Annotated in this window: 18 protein-coding genes; 11 read left to right on the top strand and 7 right to left on the bottom strand. The window is 50.6% G+C overall.

Going from position 1 to position 22,598, the window contains the following annotated elements:
- Positions 1 to 34 precede the first annotated feature (34 nt).
- On the bottom strand, positions 35 to 1,201 hold the full coding sequence (locus tag H0247_RS06650) for a nucleotide sugar dehydrogenase (RefSeq protein WP_180741841.1): 1,167 nt from the start codon (positions 1,199 to 1,201) through the stop codon (positions 35 to 37).
- A 527-nt stretch (positions 1,202 to 1,728) separates the two neighbouring features.
- Between H0247_RS06650 and H0247_RS06645 the strand changes: the two genes are divergently transcribed.
- From H0247_RS06645 to ybcJ, 3 genes are all read left to right on the top strand, one after another.
- Entirely contained in the window at positions 1,729 to 3,276 is a 1,548-nt protein-coding gene (locus H0247_RS06645) for a sensor domain-containing diguanylate cyclase (RefSeq protein ID WP_180741840.1), read from the top strand.
- A gap of 105 nt (positions 3,277 to 3,381) precedes the next feature.
- A complete protein-coding gene (folD, locus tag H0247_RS06640; protein ID WP_180741839.1) occupies positions 3,382 to 4,245 on the top strand; it encodes a bifunctional methylenetetrahydrofolate dehydrogenase/methenyltetrahydrofolate cyclohydrolase FolD in 864 nt (287 codons plus the stop codon).
- 36 nt (positions 4,246 to 4,281) lie between these two features.
- Positions 4,282 to 4,494: a ribosome-associated protein YbcJ gene (ybcJ, locus tag H0247_RS06635; protein WP_180741838.1), complete on the top strand. Its 213-nt coding sequence runs from the start codon at positions 4,282 to 4,284 to the stop codon at positions 4,492 to 4,494.
- Between the two features lie 93 nt (positions 4,495 to 4,587).
- On the opposite strand, the gene cysS is transcribed toward ybcJ, so the two are convergent.
- Together cysS and H0247_RS06625 are read right to left on the bottom strand one after the other, a co-directional pair.
- A complete protein-coding gene (gene cysS / locus H0247_RS06630) occupies positions 4,588 to 5,973 on the bottom strand; it encodes a cysteine--tRNA ligase (RefSeq protein WP_180741837.1) in 1,386 nt (461 codons plus the stop codon).
- 272 nt (positions 5,974 to 6,245) lie between these two features.
- Positions 6,246 to 6,677 carry a DoxX family protein gene (locus tag H0247_RS06625; protein ID WP_039464504.1) on the bottom strand — a complete coding sequence of 144 codons (432 nt, stop codon included), beginning with the start codon at positions 6,675 to 6,677 and terminating at the stop codon, positions 6,246 to 6,248.
- Between the two features lie 422 nt (positions 6,678 to 7,099).
- Here H0247_RS06625 and ppiB point away from each other — a divergent pair, with 422 nt between their 5' ends.
- The 6 genes from ppiB (at position 7,100) to H0247_RS06595 (ending at position 13,366) form a co-directional block, all read left to right on the top strand.
- Entirely contained in the window at positions 7,100 to 7,594 is a 495-nt protein-coding gene (gene ppiB, locus H0247_RS06620) for a peptidylprolyl isomerase B (protein WP_180741836.1), read from the top strand.
- A 10-nt stretch (positions 7,595 to 7,604) separates the two neighbouring features.
- On the top strand, positions 7,605 to 8,327 hold the full coding sequence (gene lpxH, locus H0247_RS06615; protein ID WP_180741835.1) for a UDP-2,3-diacylglucosamine diphosphatase: 723 nt from the start codon (positions 7,605 to 7,607) through the stop codon (positions 8,325 to 8,327).
- A 207-nt stretch (positions 8,328 to 8,534) separates the two neighbouring features.
- On the top strand, positions 8,535 to 9,044 hold the full coding sequence (purE, locus tag H0247_RS06610) for a 5-(carboxyamino)imidazole ribonucleotide mutase (RefSeq protein WP_180741834.1): 510 nt from the start codon (positions 8,535 to 8,537) through the stop codon (positions 9,042 to 9,044).
- Positions 9,041 to 10,111 carry a 5-(carboxyamino)imidazole ribonucleotide synthase gene (gene purK / locus H0247_RS06605; protein ID WP_180741833.1) on the top strand — a complete coding sequence of 357 codons (1,071 nt, stop codon included), beginning with the start codon at positions 9,041 to 9,043 and terminating at the stop codon, positions 10,109 to 10,111. The genes purE and purK overlap by 4 nt, the downstream gene beginning before the upstream one ends.
- Positions 10,112 to 10,643: 532 nt before the next feature.
- On the top strand, positions 10,644 to 11,933 hold the full coding sequence (locus H0247_RS06600) for an HAAAP family serine/threonine permease (protein WP_180741832.1): 1,290 nt from the start codon (positions 10,644 to 10,646) through the stop codon (positions 11,931 to 11,933).
- Between the two features lie 65 nt (positions 11,934 to 11,998).
- Positions 11,999 to 13,366 carry an L-serine ammonia-lyase gene (locus H0247_RS06595; protein ID WP_180741831.1) on the top strand — a complete coding sequence of 456 codons (1,368 nt, stop codon included), beginning with the start codon at positions 11,999 to 12,001 and terminating at the stop codon, positions 13,364 to 13,366.
- Positions 13,367 to 13,461: 95 nt separating this feature from the next.
- Here H0247_RS06595 and H0247_RS06590 read toward each other — a convergent pair whose 3' ends face one another.
- The 4 genes from H0247_RS06590 to H0247_RS06575 all read right to left on the bottom strand — a co-directional run bounded on the left by H0247_RS06590 (position 13,462) and on the right by H0247_RS06575 (position 18,681).
- Entirely contained in the window at positions 13,462 to 13,908 is a 447-nt protein-coding gene (locus H0247_RS06590; RefSeq protein WP_180741830.1) for a helix-turn-helix domain-containing protein, read from the bottom strand.
- A gap of 130 nt (positions 13,909 to 14,038) precedes the next feature.
- On the bottom strand, positions 14,039 to 14,854 hold the full coding sequence (gene pstB, locus H0247_RS06585) for a phosphate ABC transporter ATP-binding protein PstB (protein WP_180741829.1): 816 nt from the start codon (positions 14,852 to 14,854) through the stop codon (positions 14,039 to 14,041).
- 15 nt (positions 14,855 to 14,869) lie between these two features.
- Positions 14,870 to 16,516, bottom strand: coding sequence for a phosphate ABC transporter permease PstA (gene pstA, locus H0247_RS06580; RefSeq protein ID WP_180741828.1), 1,647 nt, complete (start codon positions 16,514 to 16,516; stop codon positions 14,870 to 14,872).
- A complete protein-coding gene (locus H0247_RS06575) occupies positions 16,513 to 18,681 on the bottom strand; it encodes an ABC transporter permease subunit (RefSeq protein ID WP_180741827.1) in 2,169 nt (722 codons plus the stop codon). The genes pstA and H0247_RS06575 overlap by 4 nt, the downstream gene beginning before the upstream one ends.
- A 217-nt stretch (positions 18,682 to 18,898) precedes the next feature.
- On the opposite strand from H0247_RS06575, the gene ppk1 reads away from it, so the two are divergent.
- Both ppk1 and ppx read left to right on the top strand, forming a co-directional pair.
- Positions 18,899 to 20,971: a polyphosphate kinase 1 gene (gene ppk1 / locus H0247_RS06570; RefSeq protein ID WP_180741826.1), complete on the top strand. Its 2,073-nt coding sequence runs from the start codon at positions 18,899 to 18,901 to the stop codon at positions 20,969 to 20,971.
- Positions 20,971 to 22,506: an exopolyphosphatase gene (ppx, locus tag H0247_RS06565; protein WP_180741825.1), complete on the top strand. Its 1,536-nt coding sequence runs from the start codon at positions 20,971 to 20,973 to the stop codon at positions 22,504 to 22,506. Before ppk1 ends, ppx begins: the two co-directional genes overlap by 1 nt.
- Positions 22,507 to 22,598 lie beyond the last annotated feature (92 nt).

Genomic DNA, 22,598 nt, shown 5'->3' with positions numbered 1-22,598 from the left:
AATAGCAAAACGTCGATTTATTTACGACAAGAAATCAATCCTCACCAAATAAGTCTCTAGTATAAATCTTTCCTATTACATCTTTTAATTCGTCGGCATAACGATTGGTAATAATAATGTCACACTGTTGTTTGAAACTGTTAATTTGGTGAATGACAGGAAAATCTAGGAAGTTATCATCATCAATCCCTGGCTCATAAACCACGACATTGATTCCTTTCGCTTTTATCCTTTTCATAATGCCCTGAATGGAAGAAAAGCGAAAATTATCCGACCCTGCTTTCATGATAAGACGATGAACGCCGACGGTTTTCGGATGACGGCGGATAATCGTGTCGGCGATGAAATCTTTCCGCGTATGGTTCGCGTCCACGATCGCCTTGATCAGGTTATTCGGAACCGTACGATAGTTAGCCAAAAGCTGCCGAGTATCCTTCGGCAAACAATAACCGCCGTAGCCAAAAGAAGGATTGTTGTAGTAGTTGCCGATACGCGGATCGAGGCACACACCCTCAATAATCTGCCGGGTATTTAGCCCCAGCGATTCAGCATAGCTGTCCAACTCGTTAAAGTAGGCGACGCGCATCGCCAGGAAGGTATTCGCAAACAATTTTATCGCTTCGGCCTCTGTCGGGTCGGTAAACAGTACACGAATATCTTTTTTTAATGCGCACTCCATCAATAGGTTAGCAAAAAACCTCGCCCTTTCCGAGCGTTCACCCACCACAATCCGCGACGGGTAAAGGTTGTCGTGCAGCGCCTTTCCCTCACGCAGAAACTCGGGTGAAAAAATGATGTTATCCGTATCCAACTGCTGGCTGACTTTCTCTGTGTAACCGACCGGCACCGTCGATTTAATCACCATAATGGCCTGAGGATTAATCGCCATCACATCGCGAATGACTGCCTCTACCGACGACGTATTGAAATAGTTCGTCTGTGGATCGTAATCTGTCGGCGTCGCGATAATCACGAACTGCGCATCGACATACGCTTCATATTTATCCAGCGTAGCGGAAAAATTCAGCGTTTCGCGTTGTAAAAAACGCTCAATCTCGGCGTCATTAATTGGCGATTTTCGCTGATTCAGCATCGCCACTTTTTCAGCCACAATATCTAACGCCACAACCTGATGCTGTTGCGCCAACAATAATCCATTCGATAAACCGACATATCCCGTTCCGCTAATCGCTATTTTCATGGAGGGCTCTTTATTTCATCACTGGCTAAAAAACCTATTCCGCCGCAGTATCTTTCTTATTCTTCACACTGAATAGGCACATTACATGTCAATGTATTTCTCGCCCCCAACCTATTCATACCAGACTCGCCTCATACTCATCAACCCAAGCGTAAAAACACTGTACCCTTATCATTAGCAACATCAGTTAAACGCCAATTAAACATAGTGTATTTAACAATAAATAAAAATTTCCTTACACCTTGTGACGTTCTTTAATCATAATGAAAAATCATTATCATGACATTGTGTAACATAATGTCATTTATCTTAAGTGATTCTCGTAAATAAACACGATGATAGTGATTTGCTCTAACATTTTATTAATAGCACATAAAAAGAATAGTGCTGATTTTTATTCTAAAACCAACTTATTATTTGATGAAAGCCAATTAAAATCATAAAGAGAGTGTATCAATCACTGCGTAACGTGCAGAAACGTCTACACTTGTGATTAGTCATGTTTCTGGCAAGGAATGAGGCGCACAATGAAGGTCAGCATGCGCGATAGCGCCGAGCACTACCAACTGCCGCTGCAAAAATTGATGATCATTTTTATGCTTTTCATTGTCACGATGGTGGTGACATTGAACGGGTGGGAGATCGTCAATTCTCGTCAACAGCTTATCAATTCCACAGAGCGAGATGTCAAAAATCTGTCTCTGTCGCTGGCACGCCACGCTGAAGATACCTTTTCGCAAATAGATGTTCTGTTACAGGATTTACAATCACGTATCGATAAAGAGGGGCTAGCGCCAGAGCAACTCATCAAATTCGGTGAAATGTTAAAAGTCAGAAAGGCCACAATGCCTCAGTTACACGGCATTTTTATCTACAATGAGAAAGGAGAATGGGTCACCAACTCTGGAATTACCAACCCTTCAAAGAATAATTATACAGACAGAGAATACTTCAAATATCATCAAAATAATGTAGGGCAAAACCCGCACATCGGCAGTGTCATCAGAAGCCGTTCTACAGGGGATCTGGTCATCCCTGTATCTATGCGTATCAATAATCCAGACGGCAGCTTTAAAGGCGTGTTGCTCGCCACACTCTCTGTCGATTATTTCAAACAGTATTACGGTTACTACGCGATGGAAGACACTGACACGATCGCGCTCCTACTCTCTGACGGAAAAATACTGTACAGCCGCCCTTATGACGATTCTTACATCGACCGTAATCTGTTCAGTGGCTCGCGCGTGTCTGAATATCTGAAAAAGTCCGAAAGTGGCGCCGCAACATTCGTCCCCACTCTGGATAACATTGAACGGATTTATGGCTACACAAAATTAAAACACTACCCGATTGTTATGGCAGTAGGTTACGACCTCAATCTTTCACTCAGTCAATGGAGGACTGACAGCATCATCTACGGTGTGATTACGCTAAGTTTATTGTTCACCATGACACTGCTGGGCCTAATCATCCTAAAACAAATCCGCATCAATTTAAGAAACCAACTCAATTTGACCCTTGTTCGTGATGAATTGACCTCCGTCAACCGCACCCTTCACACACTGGCTCTGTTTGACAGCCTGACAGGATTAGCCAATCGTCGTCAGTTTGATATTTTCTTGCAGCAAAATTTGCTACGTGTTTCAAACACCGAGCAATGCATGGCACTGATCATGATCGACGTTGATGCCTTCAAAAAATATAATGACCATTACGGGCACGTAGCAGGCGATGAATGCTTACGCAAGATTGGTCAGATACTGGACAGCATGCCAAAACGTAAAGAAGACTTGGTTGCCCGCTACGGCGGCGAAGAATTCGCCATTATTATCACCGAGACGGACAGACAAGGCGCCATCATGCTGGCTCAACGGGCATTGGATGCCGTGCGTGAGGCGCGAATCCCGCATGAAATCACATTGTTCCCAGAAAAAATTGTTACCATTAGCGCTGGTGTCTATATCTTTAATGTGACGACTCCACCACAAGAGGTATCGAGCGTTATTGAGATCGCTGACGAAGCGCTGTATCGCGCCAAAAAAGGCGGTAAAAATCGTATCGAGGTCTGTGAATAGCGAAAGCAGTCTCAATAATATTGATGCAATACCTGACAGCACGCACAGCTTCTGACAAAATAGCGGCCATCTCCCCCTATTTCACATTGATGGATCTCATCTCAGATGGCAGCAAAGATTATTGATGGTAAAACGATTGCGCAGCAGGTCAAAGACGAAGTTGCCGCACGAGTCACGCAGCGTTTAGCAGAAGGAAAACGCGCGCCGGGCCTAGCTGTTGTGCTGGTCGGCGAGAATCCAGCGTCACAGATTTATGTCGCCAGCAAGCGCAAAGTGTGTGAAGAAGTCGGCTTTATTTCCCGCTCTTATGATTTACCCATCGCCACAACGGAACCCGAGCTGCTGGCGCTTATCGACCAGCTCAACGCCGACCAGACGATTGACGGTATTCTGGTTCAGCTTCCGCTGCCAGAAGGCATCGATAACACCAAGGTAATTGAACGCATCGCACCAAGTAAAGATGTGGATGGCTTCCACCCTTACAATGTGGGTCGTCTGTGTCAGCGCGCGCCAATGCTGCGCGCCTGTACGCCACGCGGCATCATCACGCTGCTGGAGCGTTATAATATCGACACCTTCGGGCTGAATGCCGTTGTGGTCGGCGCGTCTAATATTGTGGGTCGCCCGATGAGTCTGGAGCTGCTGCTGGCTGGCTGTACAACTACAGTCACGCACCGTTTCACCAAAAATCTGCGCCACCATATTGAAAACGCCGATCTGCTGGTTGTCGCGGTGGGTAAACCGGGTTTCATTCCCGGCGAATGGATTAAACCGGGCGCGATTGTGCTGGACGTGGGTATCAACCGTCTGGAAAGCGGTAAAGTGGTCGGCGATGTGGAATTTGAAACGGCGCAGGAAAGAGCGTCTTACATCAGCCCTGTACCGGGTGGCGTCGGCCCAATGACCGTTGCCACACTGATTCAAAACACGCTACAGGCGTGCGAAGAGTATCATGACCACGCAGAATAATTGGCGATAAGGTCAAACACCGATAAGCAGGAATTTATGACAACGTTTCATCTTGAAAAGCATCCGCACGTTGAACTGTGTGATCTCTTGAAATTGCTGGGCTGGAGTGAAAGCGGCGCAGCGGCCAAACTGTCTATCGCCGCAGGCGACGTGACCGTTGACGGCCAGACGGAAACACGCAAGCGCTGCAAAATCGTTGCTGGGCAAGCCGTTCAGTTCAACGGCGAAACGGTAAAAGTGACCGAGTAACCCTCGCAGCATCGATGATGGCGAAAAAAAGCCCGCAATTTCATTTTTGCGGGCTTTTTATTTACGGAAAGCGTATTACAGGAAGAAAAAGTGTTACTTACGACGCCAGATCGTTCCTTGCGGACCGTCTTCCAACACGATACCCATTTCATTCAAGCGATCGCGAGCCTGATCCGCTAGCGCCCAGTCTTTCGCCGCACGCGCATCTTTACGCTGCTGAATTAACGCTTCGATTTCTTTCACTTCGTCATTATCCACCTGCGCGCCGTTTTGCAGGAACTGCTCTGGATCCTGTTCCAGCAGGCCAAGCACGCCAGACAGTTTACGCAGTGCCGACGCCAGTTGATTCGCCGCCTGCACATCTTCCGCTTTCAGGCGGTTAACTTCACGCGCCATATCAAACAGCACCGAGTAGGCTTCCGGCGTGTTAAAATCGTCATCCATCGCTTCGCGGAAGCGGGCTTCAAACTCGTCACCACCGTGCGCCGCAACCGCCGGATCCGTTCCGCGCAGCGCCGTATACAAACGTTCTAACGCCGCACGCGCCTGTTTCAGGTTGTCTTCGCTGTAGTTCAACTGGCTACGATAGTGGCCTGACATCAGGAAGTAACGTACGGTTTCCGGATCGTAGTACGCCAGCACATCACGAACGGTGAAGAAATTGTTGAGCGACTTTGACATTTTCTCGCGGTCAACCATCACCATGCCGGAGTGCATCCAGTAATTCACATACGAGCCGTCGTGTGCACAGCTGGACTGCGCGATCTCGTTTTCGTGGTGCGGGAACATCAAATCGGAACCGCCGCCGTGGATATCAAAATGCGTGCCCAACTGTTTGCAGTTCATGGCAGAACATTCGATGTGCCAGCCAGGGCGCCCTTCTCCCCACGGAGAAGACCAGTGCGGTTCACCCGGTTTGGACATTTTCCACAGCACGAAGTCCATCGGATTGCGCTTCACTTCAGTAATTTCAACGCGTGCGCCAGCCTGCAATTGTTCCAGATCCTGACGAGACAGCACACCGTAGCCCGGCGCGGTATCAACGGAGAACATCACATCGCCATTACTCGCAACATAGGCGTGGCGACGGGCAATCAGCGTTTCCACCATTTCGATGATGTCGGCAATATGGTGCGTCGCACGCGGCTCGGCATCTGGGCGCAGAATATTCAACGCATCAAAATCGGCGTGCATCTCTGCAATCATGCGGGTCGTCAGTTGGTCGCTGGTTTCCCCATTTTCGATCGCACGTTTGATAATTTTGTCGTCAATATCGGTGACATTACGCACATATTTCAGTGAATATCCCAGATACCGCAAATACCGCGCCACCACATCAAACGCCACGAAAGTACGCCCGTGACCGATATGACACAGGTCATAAACGGTGATGCCACACACATACATTCCCACCTGACCGGCGTGGATAGGTTTAAATTCCTCTTTTTGGCGACTCAGCGTATTAAAAATCTTTAGCATCAGGGCGTTCCAGTGTTTTTATAAAAAATGGTTTTCACAAAAAAATGGTTTCAAAGAAATGGTCTTCACAATCGCAGTTAGCGTCAGCAACATCAATACATTCAGGGTTGACACCCAACGGCGTATTGAAACCTGAACCCTACTGTATTGCAAGGTGAATAAGAAGAAGAGGGAATCAGTGAGAAAGGATAAAAATGAAACGACCCGGAAAATCCGAGCCGTTTCACATCATTGGCGGTCACTGACAAAAGCAATCCGCCGACAGAAAACCATTAACGCCAGCGCGGATTCGACATCACAGAGTATTTACCGCTGCCAAGCAGGGCAATAGCGATGCCCGCAAAGAAGAACACCGCTGTGCCTTCAACACCCCAGGCACCGGTTTTTGCCAGCGTGACGAAACCATCTGGATGAACCAGCAACGTCGCCACGACCATCGTGAAGGAGAAGATCAACGCAGAAGGACGAGTAAGAATCCCGAGAATCATCAGGATCGGGGTGATGACTTCTCCGACATAGACGCCGTAACCAACAAAAGCAGGGAGTCCTGCCGAGGTCAGCATGCCTTCAATGGCACCGATGCCGCCATGTACTTTGTGCCAGCCATGAAACAGCATCAACACGCTGAAAGATACGCGCAAAAACAGTTTGCCAAAATCCGGTTTGTCTAATAAACGATTAACACTATCCAGAATACCCAACATAGTTCACCTATCTCTTTAGAGTTATGTAGGAAGAATAAGAATTACTCTCAGATTAATCTGAGCCATAAAAAAAGAACACGTTGATTACGCAAAACATTGATCTGGGGCAATAAAAATCTCATTCAAATTAATTAACTATTATATTGAATTTTAATCAATTTATTTGTTTTTAAAAACCAACATTGCCTGATTAACGCCTTATCCGCGCACGGTTCTGCCGTGCATTCGTGATCTAACGCCTACCACAATCAGAGTAGTAAACCTTCTTATACGATTTTCTCACCCAGCTAACCGCCAACCACTGCGCGATAAAACGTGAACTACTGACTCAATCGACCAGTTATGCTATAACAGCGCTCTTGTTGTTCACCGCCTTTTGTGAACAGCACTCTTATCACTAAGGCTATCTAGGGTTCATTATTATGATTACGCTTCATACCAACCACGGCGATATCGTTATTAATACGTTTGCAGACAAGGCGCCGGTTACCGTAGAAAACTTCCTGAACTACTGCCGCAGCGGTTTTTATGACAACACGATTTTCCACCGTGTGATTAATGGTTTCATGATTCAGGGCGGCGGCTTCGCTCCCGGTATGGATCAAAAAGAAACCAACGCGACAATCAAGAATGAAGCCAATAACGGCCTGAAAAACGCGCGTGGCACGCTGGCAATGGCACGTACCAACGATCCACACTCTGCAACGGCTCAGTTCTTTATCAACGTTGTTGATAACGATTTCCTGAACTTTCGTTCAGAGCGCGCTGATGGCTGGGGCTACTGCGTTTTCGCTGAAGTCACCGAAGGGATGGACGTCGTTGATAAAATCAAAGGCGTAGCGACTGGCCGCAGCGGCATGCACCAGGACGTACCGAAAGAAGACGTGGTAATTACCCACGTAACGGTCAGCGAATAATCGGACCTGCATGGCAACGCTGTTCATTGCCGATCTGCATTTAAGTCTTCATGAACCGGCGATTACCGCCGGTTTTCTGCGTTTTTTACGCCATGATGCGATTCATGCCGATGCGCTGTATATTCTTGGCGATCTGTTCGATGCCTGGATTGGTGACGACGATCCCCAGCCGCTGCATGCGACCATTGCTGCGGAACTCTATGCCTTACATCTGCGTGGTATTCCCTGCTATTTCGTACACGGTAACCGTGATTTTCTGATCGGTAAGCGTTTTGCCAAACAAAGCGGAATGACGCTGCTACCAACGGAAACCCTGCTTGACCTCTACGGCCAGAAGATCCTCATTCTGCATGGCGACACACTATGTACCGACGATCATCGCTATCAACAATTCCGTCGCCGAGTCCACAACCCGTTCATTCAGCGACTCTTCCTGCTATTACCTTTGTCATTACGCGTGAAAATCGCGGCGAAGATGCGGGCGACCAGCCAGCAGGAAAACCAGAAAAAATCGCAGCAGATTATGGATGTTAATCACGATGCCGTGCTTGAACGCCTCCGGTATTATCAGGTGAAGACGATGATCCACGGCCACACCCACCGTCCAGCCATTCATCAGGTCGATCTTGGTGAGTCTGATGGCCGTCGCGCGGTTCTGGGAGCCTGGCATGAAGAAGGGTCGATGATTAAGGTCACGCCACAAAATATCGAACTGATTTCCTTCCCATTTTAATGCGTTTCCAGCCATTGACTTAACAGTCTCTCACCTTATTTCCCCAGTATTTCCGCATACGCAACCGTTTTCCTCGCCATAATGGCGTGATATGCTCTACGCCCTCAACGCCAGACCTTCCCTGTCTGGCCGACGCGAACGCGTCACGAACACGTACAATTACAGGTACCATTACAGTACAGGTACAACTACAGGAGCGTCACAGGCATGTCATCCAACGTTGCCCCGGCTAAAATTGCCATCGTCATGGGTTCAAAGAGTGACTGGGCCACCATGCAGTTTGCTGCGGAAATCCTCACCACGCTGAACATTCCTTTTCATACCGAAGTTGTTTCCGCACACCGGACGCCGGATAAGCTGTTCAGTTTTGCAGAACAAGCAGCACAGAATGGTTTTGATGTGATTATCGCGGGCGCAGGCGGCGCAGCGCACCTGCCGGGTATGCTGGCAGCGAAAACGCTGGTTCCCGTGCTTGGCGTGCCGGTACAAAGCTCAACGCTGAGCGGTGTAGACAGCCTGTACTCTATCGTCCAAATGCCTCGCGGTATTCCGGTCGGCACGTTGGCCATTGGCAAAGCGGGCGCGGCAAATGCGGCGCTGCTGGCGGCACAAATTCTCGCCCTGCACGATCGTGGCATCGCCACTCGACTAGCAGACTGGCGTCAGGCGCAAACCGATGACGTGCTCTCTCATCCCGATCCGCGGGAGGAGGCATGAAACCGGTCTGCGTATTAGGCAATGGTCAGTTGGGCAGAATGCTGCGTCAGGCTGGCGAACCGTTAGGTATTGCGGTTTATCCCGTGGGGCTGGATGCAGAGCCGGAGTCGGTGCCGTTTCATAACAGTGTGATTACCGCCGAGATTGAGCGTTGGCCGGAAACCGCCCTCACTCGTGAGCTAGCAGAGCACACGGCGTTTGCAAACCGCGATATTTTCCCGCGTCTGGCCGATCGCCTGACGCAAAAGCAACTGCTGGATTCGTTGAATCTGGCAACCGCCCCGTGGCAACTGCTGGCGAGCGCCGATGAATGGCCACACGTCTTCACCTCATTGGGTGAATTAGCGATCGTTAAACGTCGCGTCGGCGGTTACGACGGTCGTGGACAGTGGCGCTTGCGCGACGGCGAACAGCAGACGCTGCCTGCGGACTGCTACGGCGAATGCATTGTTGAGCAAGGTATTAATTTTTCTGGCGAAGTCTCGCTGGTTGGCGCGCGCAATACGCACGGCAAATGTGTGTTCTATCCGCTCACCCACAACCTGCATCAGGATGGCATTCTGCGCACCAGCGTCGCCTTCCCTCAGCCCGATCCACTGTTGCAACAGCAAGCTGAACAGATGTTGTCCGCCATTATGAATGCGCTGGGCTATGTGGGCGTGATGGCGATGGAATGTTTTATCGTCGGCGACCACCTGCTCATTAACGAACTGGCACCACGCGTACACAATAGCGGACACTGGACGCAAAATGGCGCGTCGATCAGCCAGTTTGAACTGCACCTGCGCGCCATTCTCGATCTGCCGCTGCCGGAACCCGTCATCGAAACACCGTCGGTGATGGTCAACCTGATTGGCACCGACGTAAATATCGACTGGCTGACGCTGCCGCTGGTCCATCTGCACTGGTACGAGAAAGCCGTTCGTCCCGGCCGCAAAGTGGGACATCTCAACCTATCGTCCTCGAACGCCACACAGTTAAGACGCTCGCTGCAATCGTTGGCCCCTCTCTTACCCGAGGAGTACCACAGCGGTCTGGCGTGGGCAGAAGAGAAACTCACCGCCTGACGGCCTGGCAACCGTTATCCGGCAGGTTACAGCCTGTCGGATAGCCGTCTCGTCTGTTAATCGTCCATGGTACATAACAACGCGATTCGATATATTTTCAGGCAGCACGCTCGCGATACCGTCTCATCAAATAGAGAAAAACCATCATTCCGCGTGACATCATTAAAATTGCGTTTATTATTTAGACTGCCCTTTATTTTATTTATTGTTCATTCTTCATCATTCAAAAATTAAATAAAGCATCAATAACGAGCCGTTAGGAATATTTAAATTAAAGTATCAATATTGATATTTTAATTCCTTCTAAAATTTATTAAAATATTTCCCGTCAATTCATTTATGTGATCGCCTCAATATTATTCGCTGACCACCACGATATAGAATGCCGCCACAAAACAGTATTGACCTGTTGACATAATTAGCAATATGTCTTGTTCGTTTTTCAAACTCTGTAACGGCAAGTTGCCGGTACTGTAATTTTTATACCCCAGTACGACGGGTATTAATGTGTTCACCGAGGAGAAACCAGTAAATGAGCACAATTCAAGATAGCAGCCAAGTGTTAGACCAGGCTTCAGGATGGCGTAAAAGCGATACCGTCTGGATGCTGGGCCTCTACGGCACAGCCATCGGCGCTGGTGTGTTATTCTTACCAATCAACGCAGGTATTGGCGGTTTAATTCCGTTAATTATCATGGCGCTGATTGCTTTTCCGATGACATATTATTCTCACCGTGCTTTATGCCGTTTTGTATTATCTGGCAAAAAAGGTGGCGAAGATATTACCGAAGTTGTTGAAGAACATTTCGGCGTTGGTGCAGGTAAATTAATCACTTTGCTTTATTTTTTCGCTATTTACCCAATTCTATTAGTTTATAGCGTCGCCATTACCAATACGGTAGATAGCTTTATTACTCACCAATTACATCTGCCTTCGCCACCGCGTGCCGTGCTGTCATTAATATTGATTCTCGGACTAATGTTTATTGTTCGCTTCGGTGAAGCAATGATCGTTAAGGCAATGAGCATTCTGGTTTATCCTTTTGTTGCCGTGCTGATGCTGCTGGCGTTTTATTTAATTCCAAACTGGAATACCTCTGTTTTTGAAAACATTTCTCTGAGTTCCAGCGTCACGGGCAACGGTCTGTTGGCAACATTATGGCTGGCTATTCCGGTGATGGTTTTCTCCTTTAACCACTCACCGATCATCTCCTCCTTTGCCGTTGCCAAACGTAAAGAGTATGGCGATGACGCCGAGAAAAAATGCTCACGCATTCTGTCTTACAGCCATATCATGATGGTACTGACCGTGATGTTCTTCGTCTTCAGCTGTGTACTGAGTCTGTCTCCGGCTGAGCTGATGGAAGCGAAAACACAGAACATTTCTATTCTGTCCTATCTGGCGAACCACTTTAACAACCCAGTCATGGGCTATCTGGCACCGGTTATTGCCACCATCGCGATCTCTAAATCGTTCCTGGGTCACTATCTGGGGGCGGGCGAAGGCTTTAACGGCATTATCGTGAAAACCCTGCGCAGCAGAGGAAAAACCATTTCCCACACCAAACTGAACCGCATCACTGCGCTGTTCATGCTGGTCACAACCTGGATTGTGGCAACGAAAAATCCAAGTATTCTGGGCATGATCGAAACATTGGGCGGCCCGATTATCGCATGTCTGCTGTTCCTGATGCCGATGTACGCTATTCAGAAAGTCCCAGCGATGAAGAAATACAGCGGCCAGATCAGCAACGTCTTTGTCACCCTGATGGGACTGATCGCGATTTCCGCCATTGTTTACAGCCTGAGTGAACTGCTGTAAGCCCCCACTCGACTTTAACGCCGATACGTTATTTAACTATCGGCGTTTTTTTTAAGGAAATCGCTATGGTCAGCGTATTTGATATCTTCAAAATCGGCATCGGCCCGTCCAGTTCTCATACCGTTGGCCCAATGAAAGCGGGCAAAATATTCACCGACGATCTGGTGAATCGTGGGCTAATCTCATCGGTGACACGTATCGTCGTTGATATTTACGGTTCGCTCTCCCTGACGGGGAAGGGACACCACACCGATATCGCCATCATTATGGGGCTAGCCGGCAACCTGCCAGATAACGTCAACATCGATAGTATTCCGGCGTTTATTCAACAGGTGAAAGACACTCAGCGGTTACCGATACTCAACGGCCAGTATGAGGTCAGCTTCCCGCTGGAATCCTCCTTGCGTTTCCAGCCGGAAAACCTGCCACTGCATGAAAACGGCATGACCATTCGCGCCTATAGCCAGCAAGAGTTGGTCTATAGCAAAACGTATTACTCCATCGGGGGCGGATTCGTCGTCGATCAGGAAAACTTCGGCAAACCTAATCTGGCGGAGGAAAGTGCGCCCTACCCGTTCTTTTCTGCCCAGAAGCTACTGCAACATTGTCACGATCACTGCCTGTCTTTATCCGCTATCGTCCTGAAAAACGAGATTGCGATGCATGGTCGGGAAGCGCTTGAGCACTACTTTGCCGATGTGTGGAAAACCATGCAGGACTGTATGCATCGCGGCATGAATACGGAAGGCGTGTTGCCTGGCCCATTACGCGTTCCCCGCCGGGCATCGGCGCTGCATCGTCTGCTGTTCATCAACGACCGTTTTTCTAACGACCCGATGGATGCGATGGACTGGGTTAACATGTTCGCAATGGCGGTGTCGGAAGAAAATGCGGCAGGCGGACGCGTGGTCACCGCTCCCACTAACGGTGCGTGCGGCATTATTCCTGCCGTGCTGGCCTATTACGATCGCTACGTTCAGCCGGTAACCCCAGAATCTTACCTACGTTATTTCTTGGCATCCGGCGCTATCGGCATGCTCTACAAAATGAACGCCTCTATTTCCGGGGCTGAAGTAGGTTGTCAGGGGGAAGTCGGCGTGGCCTGTTCGATGGCTGCGGCCGGTCTGGCAGAGCTTCTCGGCGCTAACCCAGAACAGGTGTGCATCGCGGCAGAAATCGGTATGGAACATAATCTGGGGCTAACGTGCGATCCGGTTGCGGGCCAAGTTCAGGTGCCGTGCATCGAACGCAACGCCATTGCTTCCGTGAAAGCCATCAACGCTGCAAGAATGGCAATGCGCCGTGCCAGCGAACCACGTGTATCGCTCGATAAGGTGATTGAAACCATGTATGAAACAGGCAAAGACATGAACGCTAAGTACCGTGAAACCTCTCGCGGGGGGCTGGCGATTAAAGTTGTGCTGTGCGAATGATAAAACTGGCCTTGTCGTATTAAATGCTCGGCAAATTAACCCGACAATCAGGGTTTATGTGTAGGGGTTCATACATAAGGGTTAATGCATTGGCATTAGCCCTTTATTTTTTTATCGCTTTCAGGCAATGACCAGACAATATTGTTTTCGGCCGCCGCGATGTACCAGTCCACGGTGCTGTTAGCTGGCTTCTTGATATTTTCATGCTTCGCGAGCGCCTTGGCGGGAAAGGCTGCGGCTTTCTTTCTGATACGCAGCGGCGTCTGTTTTTTCTCACCGCTGATCTGCGCATGGAAAGATTCAACTTCAGCGTCGAAGAGCACGCCTTCAATCTGGTGCAGACGATTCAACCCACGCAGGATGGAGAGCAGGCTGCTGAGCGTAATGGATTCGCCCATTTCAGCACGTTTTATCGTCGCAATCCCCAGCCCTGCTCGCTCGGCAAGATCGACCTGCGATAAACGCTGTTGGATTCTGGCGTCTTTTATTCTCCGGCACAGCTCGGTAATAATTTCGCCTTCGTTCATGGTGCTAAATTTCATCTTACCCGCCACTTACCAGAGTCAAAAAATTTGCGCGCATTTTATCATCAATTTTTCAAATGGCACGGACAATTGATGAACGGTATCCATAATTTTTTAAAGCCCTTTCGCGCTGTGGATTGATGAAATTTCAGCCAAATCGCCCAGTGATATAATCCTCAGTACGGCGCTGCGTCGGCGAGGTAAACAGATCGTCCGTACGGTTGTACTCAATTAGCTTACCCTGATTGATAAATGCGGTGTAATCCGATACGCGGGCCGCCTGCTGCATATTGTGCGTCACCAGCACCAGCGTGAAATGCTGCTTTAGCGTTCCCATCAGTTCCTCGACAACCAGCGTCGAAATGGGATCGAGCGCGGAGGTCGGCTCATCCAGCAACAGCACTTCCGGCTCAATCGCGATCGCTCGGGCAATCACCAGCCGCTGCTGCTGCCCGCTGGATAGCGTCAACGCGTTGTCGCTCAGCCGATCCTTGACTTCATGCCACAGCGCCGCCGCTCGCAGCGCCCGTTCAACGGCATCATCCAGAAAGCGGCGATCGCGTAGTCCCTGCAATCTCAGGCCATAAATCACATTTTCATAGATCGATTTGGGAAACGGATTCGGGCGTTGAAACACCATGCCGACCCGACGGCGTAACACGGCAACATCTAACTGCGGATCGTTGATGGGCATACCGTTCAGCCAGATATCGCCTTCAGTGCGGCAGTCGTCCACCAGATCGTTCATGCGATTAAAACAGCGTAATAGCGTGGATTTGCCACAGCCCGACGGCCCAATCAGCGCCGTGACCTGCTTCTTCGGAATACGAATCGAGATATCGTTCAGCGCCTGCTTGTCGCCATAGTACAAATTCAGATGTTCCACGGTTAACATCGTCTGTTCATCACTCAGTTGATGAACATCAGGTAACGGTGCCATCTCCTTTTGTGTCATAAATCCCATAACTTCATCCTACTTTCAAAGTGATAACGAGCGATATTTCTCACGCAGAACGTGGCGGATGCCAATCGCCGCAAGGTTCAAGCCGACGACAATCAACACCAGCAGCAGCGCAGTAAGGTATACCAGCGGTCTGGCGGCTTCCACATCTGGGCTTTGGAACGCCAAATCGTAAATCTGGAATCCCAAATGCATAAATTTTCGCTCAAGATGAAGGTAAGGAAAAATGTCATCAACCGGTAAAACCGGCACCGACTTCACCACGCCGACCAACATCAGCGGCGCCGTTTCCCCTGCGGCACGCGCCACTGCGAGGATTAACCCCGTCATCATCGCGGGAACCGCCATCGGCAGCACAACGTGCCACAGGGTTTCGGCCTTGGTTGCGCCCAACGCCAGTGAACCGTAGCGTACCGACATCGGAATGCGCGACAACCCTTCCTCCGTCGCCACAATCACCACTGGCAGCGTCAGCAATGCCAGCGTCAGCGATGCCCACAGCAGCCCCGGCGTACCCAATGTCGGATTCGGCAGCGCTTCAGCATAGAACAGCTGATCCAGCGTGCCGCCGATGAGATAAACAAAAAAACCCAACCCAAACACGCCGTAAACAATGGAAGGCACTCCAGCCAGATTGACCACGGCAATTCGCACCCAGCGCGTCAGGCTGTTTTTTCCCGCGTATTCATGCAGATAAACCGCAGCAATCACGCCCAGCGGCATCACGATTATAGACATCAGCACCACCATCAGAACGGTGCCAAAAATGGCAGGGAAAAGGTGGTCTGCACTGTTGCTGTCCGGCGAGTAATGTCCGAGCATATATTTCGCTTGATCGCCCCAATGGCTGACTTGTTCCCACAGGTTCATCGCATTCGGATACCAAGCCTGTTCAATGTCCCTAAGCGGGATAAGGTGAACGCTGCCGTTCGCATCCCGTAGCTGCACGGTATCACGATTAATATCCAGATTGAGTGCGGTTAACTGACGCGACAGCTCATCGAAGCGGCGTTGCAATTCAATACGTTCAGCCTGAAGACGAGCCAGCGCCTGATTATCTAACGTTCGAGTCTGCTGCCGCTTTTTCTCCTCCAGCCGTAGCGCTTCAAACTGCTGGTTGATCTTCGCCATTTCCCCCATGCGGATAGCCTGAGCTTTCACGAGCAACCCCTGCACCTGTTCGACGCGATGCTGTAACGTTGCAGGGAGATCCGTCGCCACCAGCGGCTGTTCCCCCTCCAACATGCCGGCAAGATAACCATAGGCGGTGCCGTTGTTGGTTCGCTTTAACACCAGAATGTCGGCAGGTTTATCAAAACGGAAAATGTCGCGTGAAAGCAACGAACGAAAACTTTGACCATGAATTTCACGCTGGCCAATCTTAATCAAATAGCGTGTTTCAGTCTCCCCAGATGCAGAGGTTAGACCTGCCTGTACCCACTGCTGAGGTGAAAGCCTCTGCTCGGCATAAATTTCCCCCATTAACGCGCGCTGCACACCCTGTTCCGGCTGTAGCGTCAACAGCCAGACAGGCTGCGGCCACAAATAGCGCATGCCCTGCCCCGCCAGCAGCACAATGATTGCCAGCATCGCCAGCAGGCTAATGGAAATGGACGACGCGGTCAGCCACACCCAAGGCCTTCCCGAACGGAACCAGCGCTTCACGCGTTTTCTCCTTCATCACGGTAGCGTTGACGTAAACGCTGCCGGATAGTTTCAGCCAGCGTATTCACGATGAATGTGAAAACAAACAGCGTTAATGCCGTTAAAAACAACACCCGATAGTGACCGCTATTCGTCACGGCTTCCGGCATTTCGATGGCAATATTCGCCGCCAGCGAACGTAAGCCCTGAAGCAGGCCTTCATCCATAATCGGCGTGTTGCCCGTCGCCATAAGCACAATCATGGTTTCCCCCACAGCACGGCCAAAACTCAGCATCAGCGCGGCGAAAATCCCAGCACTGGCAGACGGCAGCACGACGCGCCACAGGGTTTGCCACGCCGTCGCGCCCAGCGCCAGCGAACCCTGAGTTAAACGCGCCGGTACGCTGAACAGGGCATCTTCCGCCAGCGAAAAAATCAGCGGAATCAGAGCGAAACCGAGAGCGACGCCCGCCACCAGCGTATTACGTTGCACGAAATCATCGCCCAACCACTGGTACAGCGGCAGCCCTAATACCCAGATTTCCATGCGTGGCGCAATCCAACAGCCAACGACAAATGTCAGCAGGATCGTGGGGATGAGGAAGAGTACGTCCCAGCCGGCCGGGAAACGGAGACGCCAGCGCGTCGGCAGGCATTCAATCAGCCAGCCGCAGCCGAGCACGGCCAGCACCCATAAAATCGGCATAACCAGAATAGCGGACAGATACGTCGCAAAATGCGGGGCCAGCCAGATGGCCGCAATCAAGCCAACGACGACCGTCGGCAGCGCGCCCATGATTTCCAGCGTGGGTTTAATCCAGCGTCGCAGCGTTGGCGACATAAAGCAGGCGGTATAAATCGCCGCAGACAGCGCCAGCGGCGTGGCAAACAGCATGGCGTAAATCGCCGCTTTCATCGTACCCAGCATCAACGGCATCATACTGAATTTGGCCTGATAACTGTCATCCGCAGACGTGGATTGCCAGATATAGGCAGGCTCTGGGTAATTCTCATACCACAATTTTTGCCACAGTCCGCGCCAACCGATATCAGGGTACGGGTTATCAACCTGATAGCGATGCCACCCCTGCGCCGTTTCAACCAGCATCGCAGATCCGTGCGGCGAAAATGCCAGCCCCTGCGCATGATCCGGTAATGTCTGCGTCAGCAGCGCATGTGACTGCTTGCTGGCAAACAGCGACAGTTCACCCTGTGCATTCAATGTGGCGAAGACTCGCCGCTGCGCCTCCGTTGCCAACAACACCGATTTTCCCGCAACGTGCGGAAACTGGCGGATCTCCGTCAGCGTAGCGCCCTTTTCGCTCGGTACCTCAAACCATTGGCTAATTTGCCCGTCAGCAGTCTGTACCAGCAACGACCGCCCGCCGGACAACAGCGCCAGATGCAGCGGTTCCGTCAACGGCAATTGCCGCTCTTCCCGCAGCGTCAGCGCGTTCTTCCCTACCTGCCACAGCGTTAATCTGTTGCCGCTGAGCAAATAGACCTGCTGTCCGTCTGGCGTCAGCAGCAGTTGGCTCACCGCGCCAGCCGGAAGCGAAATCTGTGCCCGTTGCCGCACGCCGTTTTCATCAACATCGGCAATAATCAACGCATTTTCTTGCCCGATAGCCGCCACAACGGCATGCGCTTTGTCCACCGCCGCCACCGCCAGATGACGCAACGGCTGCGCAGGTAACCCAAGTGAATAGGCCTGCTCACCGAGCGGATAAATCCAGACAGGAGAACGGTTTTCCGTGCGCGATAACACAGGCTGCACGAAAACTAAGCGGCCGTCAGGCTGGCTCAGGGCATAAGTCTGTCGTTCCCCCTGACTTTGCGCCAGTAAACTCAGTGCAGGAACCAGCCGGATACGTGACATCGGCTGGTTTTCCGCAAACGGAATAAACTCCCCATAGCCCTGACTGTCTATCCGAAATCCAATCTGCCCGTTGTCGCTAAGCCCCAACGCCAGCGACGGTTCCCCAGCGTGACGTTGCACCGTTTTTTGGTCGTTAACCGTGGGGGAAAGGAACAGTGGCGTCACCACATACAGGAGATAAAAGAAAATTAACAACAGCATAGCCAGCACCAGCAGCCCGCTGCCCGCAACAATACGGTGAACCACACGATCTACCCACGCTCGTCGACGATCCCGATACTGTGATGTGTTGTCTGTTTTTACCATTATTCTCGCCGTTAGAGTGAAGCCGCCAGAGTCGTATTGCTAACCTATTGCGGGTAGCATATGTTGCCTTTACGCCCATAATATGACAATGGTAAGTCTGTCTATGAATTAGATTTTATCGTCATCAACACGCCATAATGTTGTTGTACCCTATCTCCACAAAGGAAGGGTATGAATATTGGATGAACCTTCAGTACATGCGTTGAGCGGAGTGACAATGGGTCAGGACAAACTCTACATAGAGAAAGAATTAAGTTGGTTATCCTTTAATGAGCGAGTGCTTCAGGAAGCAGCCGATAAAAGCAATCCGTTAATCGAACGCATGCGCTTCTTGGGCATTTACTCCAGCAACCTTGATGAATTTTATAAAGTCCGTTTTGCCGATTTGAAAAGACGCATTCTGATTAATGAAGAACAAGGTCTGGACGGCAATCTACGACATCTTTTAGGCAAAATTCAGGCGCGTGTTCTCAAAACCGATCAAATCTTTGACAGCCTGTACAACGAACTGCTGTTGGAGATGGCGCGTAACCAGATTTTTCTGGTCAATGAACGTCAGGTTTCCCCTAATCAACAAGAGTGGCTGAGAGATTACTTTCGGCAATATCTGCGCCCGCACATTACACCAATACTGATCTTTGACGAAACCAACCTGGTGGAGTTCCTGAAGGACAGTTATACCTATCTTGCCGTCGAGATTATTCGTGGCGATGAGATCAACTACGCCCTGCTGGAAATTCCTTCGGATAAAATACCGCGCTTCGTCAACCTGCCAGCGGAAGCGCCGCGCCGTCGTAAGACCATGATCCTTATCGATAACATTCTGCGTTACTGTCTGGATGATATCTTCAAGGGCTTCTTTGATTATGATGCACTGAACGCGTACTCCATGAAGATGACGCGCGATGCAGAATACGATCTGGTGACGGAAATGGAATCCAGTCTGCTGGAGCTGATGTCTTCCAGCCTGAAGCAGCGCTTAACCGCCGAACCGGTGAGATTCGTTTATCAGCGTGACATGCCGGACGCGATGGTTGCCATGCTGCTGGATAAACTGGGGATCTCTTCCTACGATTCCGTCATTCCTGGCGGGCGTTACCATAATTTCAAAGACTTTATCTCTTTCCCGAACGTCGGACGCGCCAATCTGGTCAACAAGCCTCTACCGCGCCTGCGACACACCGGATTCAACCATTTTCGCAATGGGTTTGATGCGATCCGTGAGCGCGACGTGCTGCTCTATTATCCGTATCACACCTTCGAGCACGTATTGGAACTGCTGCGACAAGCCTCTTTCGACCCCAATGTGCTGTCTATCAAAATCAATATTTATCGCGTCGCCAAAGACTCGCGCATCATTAACTCAATGATCCATGCGGCGCATAACGGCAAGAAAGTGACGGTGGTGGTCGAACTACAGGCACGCTTTGACGAAGAAGCCAACATCCATTGGGCCAAGCGCCTGACGGAAGCCGGCGTGCACGTGATTTTCTCGGTACCTGGGTTGAAGATTCACGCCAAGCTGTTCCTGATTTCCCGCCGCGAAGGCGAAAACATCGTGCGTTACGCGCATATCGGTACGGGTAACTTCAACGAGAAAACCGCCCGCCTGTATACCGACTATTCGCTGCTGACCGCCGACGAACGCATTACCAACGAAGTGCGCCGCGTCTTCAACTTCATTGAAAACCCCTACCGCCCAGTCAGCTTCGAACATTTGCTGGTGTCGCCGCAAAACTCCCGCGACAAGCTCTACCAACTGATCGACACCGAGATCGAGAACGCGCTGGCGAATCGTGATGCAGGCATTACGCTTAAGGTAAATAATCTGGTGGATAAAGGACTGGCGGAAAAGCTGTATAAGGCTTCCTCTGCGGGTGTGAAAATTAATCTGCTGGTACGCGGCATGTGCTCACTGATTCCTAATTTACCAGGGATCAGTGAAAATATTCAGGTCATCAGTATTCTTGACCGCTATCTGGAACACGATCGGGTGTATGTCTTCAACAATGGCGGGGACAAGAAAGTCTATCTTTCTTCCGCAGACTGGATGACACGCAACATTGATTATCGCATTGAAGTCGCCGTGGAAATTCTTGACCCCACGTTGAAAACTCGCGTGCTGGAAACACTGGATATCCTGTTCAGCGATACGGTGAAAGCCCGTGTCGTTGATAAAGAATCGAGCAACCGCTATGTATCCCGCGGTAACAAGCGTAAAGTACGCGCGCAAAATGCCATTTACGACTACATCAAGGCGTTGGAGCAACCTGGAGATAAGCCTGAATAATGCCGTTAACGAACAATGAAAAAACCGAGATGAAGCCACAAGAATTCGCGGCCATCGACCTGGGTTCCAATAGTTTTCACATGGTGATCGCACGCGTGGTAAACGGTGCGCTTCAGGTGTTGGGGCGTTTAAAACAGCGTGTCCATCTGGCCGACGGCCTGGACAACAAAAATGTACTCAGCGAAGAGGCCATTCAACGCGGCCTGAGCTGTCTGGCGCTGTTTGCTGAACGCCTGCAAGGCTTCCCCGCCGTGAACGTATCGATTGTTGGAACGCACGCGTTGCGTCAGGCGGTCAACGCGCAGGACTTTTTGCGCCGCGCGGCGGACATCATCCCCTACCCGATAGAGATCATTTCCGGCCACGAAGAAGCCCGTCTGATCTTTATGGGCGTGGAACATACGCAGCCGGAAAAAGGCCGTAAATTGGTCATCGATATCGGCGGCGGTTCTACCGAGCTGGTTATCGGTGAAGATTTCGAGCCGATGCTGGTGGAAAGCCGTCGTATGGGTTGCGTCAGCTTTGCACAGCAGTTTTTCCCGAACGGTGAAATCAGCGAAGCCAACTTTAAGCGCGCCCGACTGGCCGCGGCGCAAAAGCTGGAGACACTGTCCTGGGAATACCGTATATATGGCTGGAAATTCGCCCTCGGCGCATCTGGAACGATCAAAGCCACGCACGAAATTCTGGTGGAAATGGGAGAGAAAGACGGCCTGATTACTCCCGAACGACTGGAAATGCTACGCACGCAGATCTTGCAGTTTAAGCACTTCAAAGCGCTGAGCCTGCCGGGCCTGTCCGAAGATCGTCAGTCGGTGCTGGTGCCCGGTCTGGCTATTCTGTGTGGTATTTTCGATGCGTTGGCTATCAAAGAACTCCGCCTGTCCGATGGTGCGCTGCGCGAAGGCGTGCTGTATGAAATGGAAGGTCGTTTCCGCCATCAGGATATTCGCATCCGTACCGCGCAGAGTCTGGCGACCCATTACAATATCGACCGTGAGCAGGCGCGACGCGTGCGGGAAACCACGCAGCAGCTTTACGCGCAATGGGCACAGCAGAATCCTAATCTGGTACATCCCCAGTTGGAAGCGATCTTAAATTGGGCTTCCATGCTGCATGAGGTCGGGTTGGGTATTAATCATAGCGGTATGCACCGCCATTCCGCCTACATTCTGCAAAATACCAACCTACCCGGCTTCAATCAGGAACAGCAACTTGTGCTGTCGATGATCGTGAGGCTGCACCGTAAAGCGATCAAGTTGGAAGAGTTGCCGCGCTTGAACCTGTTCAAAAAGAAACAGTATTTGCCATTAGTGCAACTTTTACGCCTTGCCACACTGTTGAACAACCAGCGTCAGGCGACGACAACGCCGGAATCGTTACGGTTGCATACCGATGACAACTATTGGACGCTGACGTTCCCACACGATTTCTTTAGCAACAACACGCTGGTACAACTGGATTTGGAACGGGAACAGGAATATTGGCAGGACGTCACCGGCTGGAAGCTGATGATCGAAGAAGAAAAAGCCTGATGAATGAAAATGTTGTCGGGTAATACGCACATGTGCCAAACCGCAGCGTAACGAAAAATTGTGCAACTGGGCTGTCTGATAAAGTCTGGTTA

The sequence above is a fragment of the Pectobacterium sp. CFBP8739 genome (assembly GCF_013449375.1).
Taxonomy (GTDB): Bacteria; Pseudomonadota; Gammaproteobacteria; order Enterobacterales; family Enterobacteriaceae; genus Pectobacterium.
This window is presented reverse-complemented; position numbering and strand designations above follow the sequence as displayed.

What these genes read in the sequence shown, in the direction of transcription:
- H0247_RS06650 (WP_180741841.1), bottom strand. Translation starts at nt 1,201, where the DNA reads ATGAAAATAGCGATTAGCGGAACGGGATATGTCGGTTTATCGAATGGA.
- H0247_RS06645 (WP_180741840.1), top strand. Translation starts at nt 1,729, where the DNA reads ATGAAGGTCAGCATGCGCGATAGCGCCGAGCACTACCAACTGCCGCTG.
- folD (WP_180741839.1), top strand. Translation starts at nt 3,382, where the DNA reads ATGGCAGCAAAGATTATTGATGGTAAAACGATTGCGCAGCAGGTCAAA.
- ybcJ (WP_180741838.1), top strand. Translation starts at nt 4,282, where the DNA reads ATGACAACGTTTCATCTTGAAAAGCATCCGCACGTTGAACTGTGTGAT.
- cysS (WP_180741837.1), bottom strand. Translation starts at nt 5,973, where the DNA reads ATGCTAAAGATTTTTAATACGCTGAGTCGCCAAAAAGAGGAATTTAAA.
- H0247_RS06625 (WP_039464504.1), bottom strand. Translation starts at nt 6,677, where the DNA reads ATGTTGGGTATTCTGGATAGTGTTAATCGTTTATTAGACAAACCGGAT.
- ppiB (WP_180741836.1), top strand. Translation starts at nt 7,100, where the DNA reads ATGATTACGCTTCATACCAACCACGGCGATATCGTTATTAATACGTTT.
- lpxH (WP_180741835.1), top strand. Translation starts at nt 7,605, where the DNA reads ATGGCAACGCTGTTCATTGCCGATCTGCATTTAAGTCTTCATGAACCG.
- purE (WP_180741834.1), top strand. Translation starts at nt 8,535, where the DNA reads ATGTCATCCAACGTTGCCCCGGCTAAAATTGCCATCGTCATGGGTTCA.
- purK (WP_180741833.1), top strand. Translation starts at nt 9,041, where the DNA reads ATGAAACCGGTCTGCGTATTAGGCAATGGTCAGTTGGGCAGAATGCTG.
- H0247_RS06600 (WP_180741832.1), top strand. Translation starts at nt 10,644, where the DNA reads ATGAGCACAATTCAAGATAGCAGCCAAGTGTTAGACCAGGCTTCAGGA.
- H0247_RS06595 (WP_180741831.1), top strand. Translation starts at nt 11,999, where the DNA reads ATGGTCAGCGTATTTGATATCTTCAAAATCGGCATCGGCCCGTCCAGT.
- H0247_RS06590 (WP_180741830.1), bottom strand. Translation starts at nt 13,908, where the DNA reads ATGAAATTTAGCACCATGAACGAAGGCGAAATTATTACCGAGCTGTGC.
- pstB (WP_180741829.1), bottom strand. Translation starts at nt 14,854, where the DNA reads ATGGGATTTATGACACAAAAGGAGATGGCACCGTTACCTGATGTTCAT.
- H0247_RS06575 (WP_180741827.1), bottom strand. Translation starts at nt 18,681, where the DNA reads ATGGTAAAAACAGACAACACATCACAGTATCGGGATCGTCGACGAGCG.
- ppk1 (WP_180741826.1), top strand. Translation starts at nt 18,899, where the DNA reads ATGGGTCAGGACAAACTCTACATAGAGAAAGAATTAAGTTGGTTATCC.
- ppx (WP_180741825.1), top strand. Translation starts at nt 20,971, where the DNA reads ATGCCGTTAACGAACAATGAAAAAACCGAGATGAAGCCACAAGAATTC.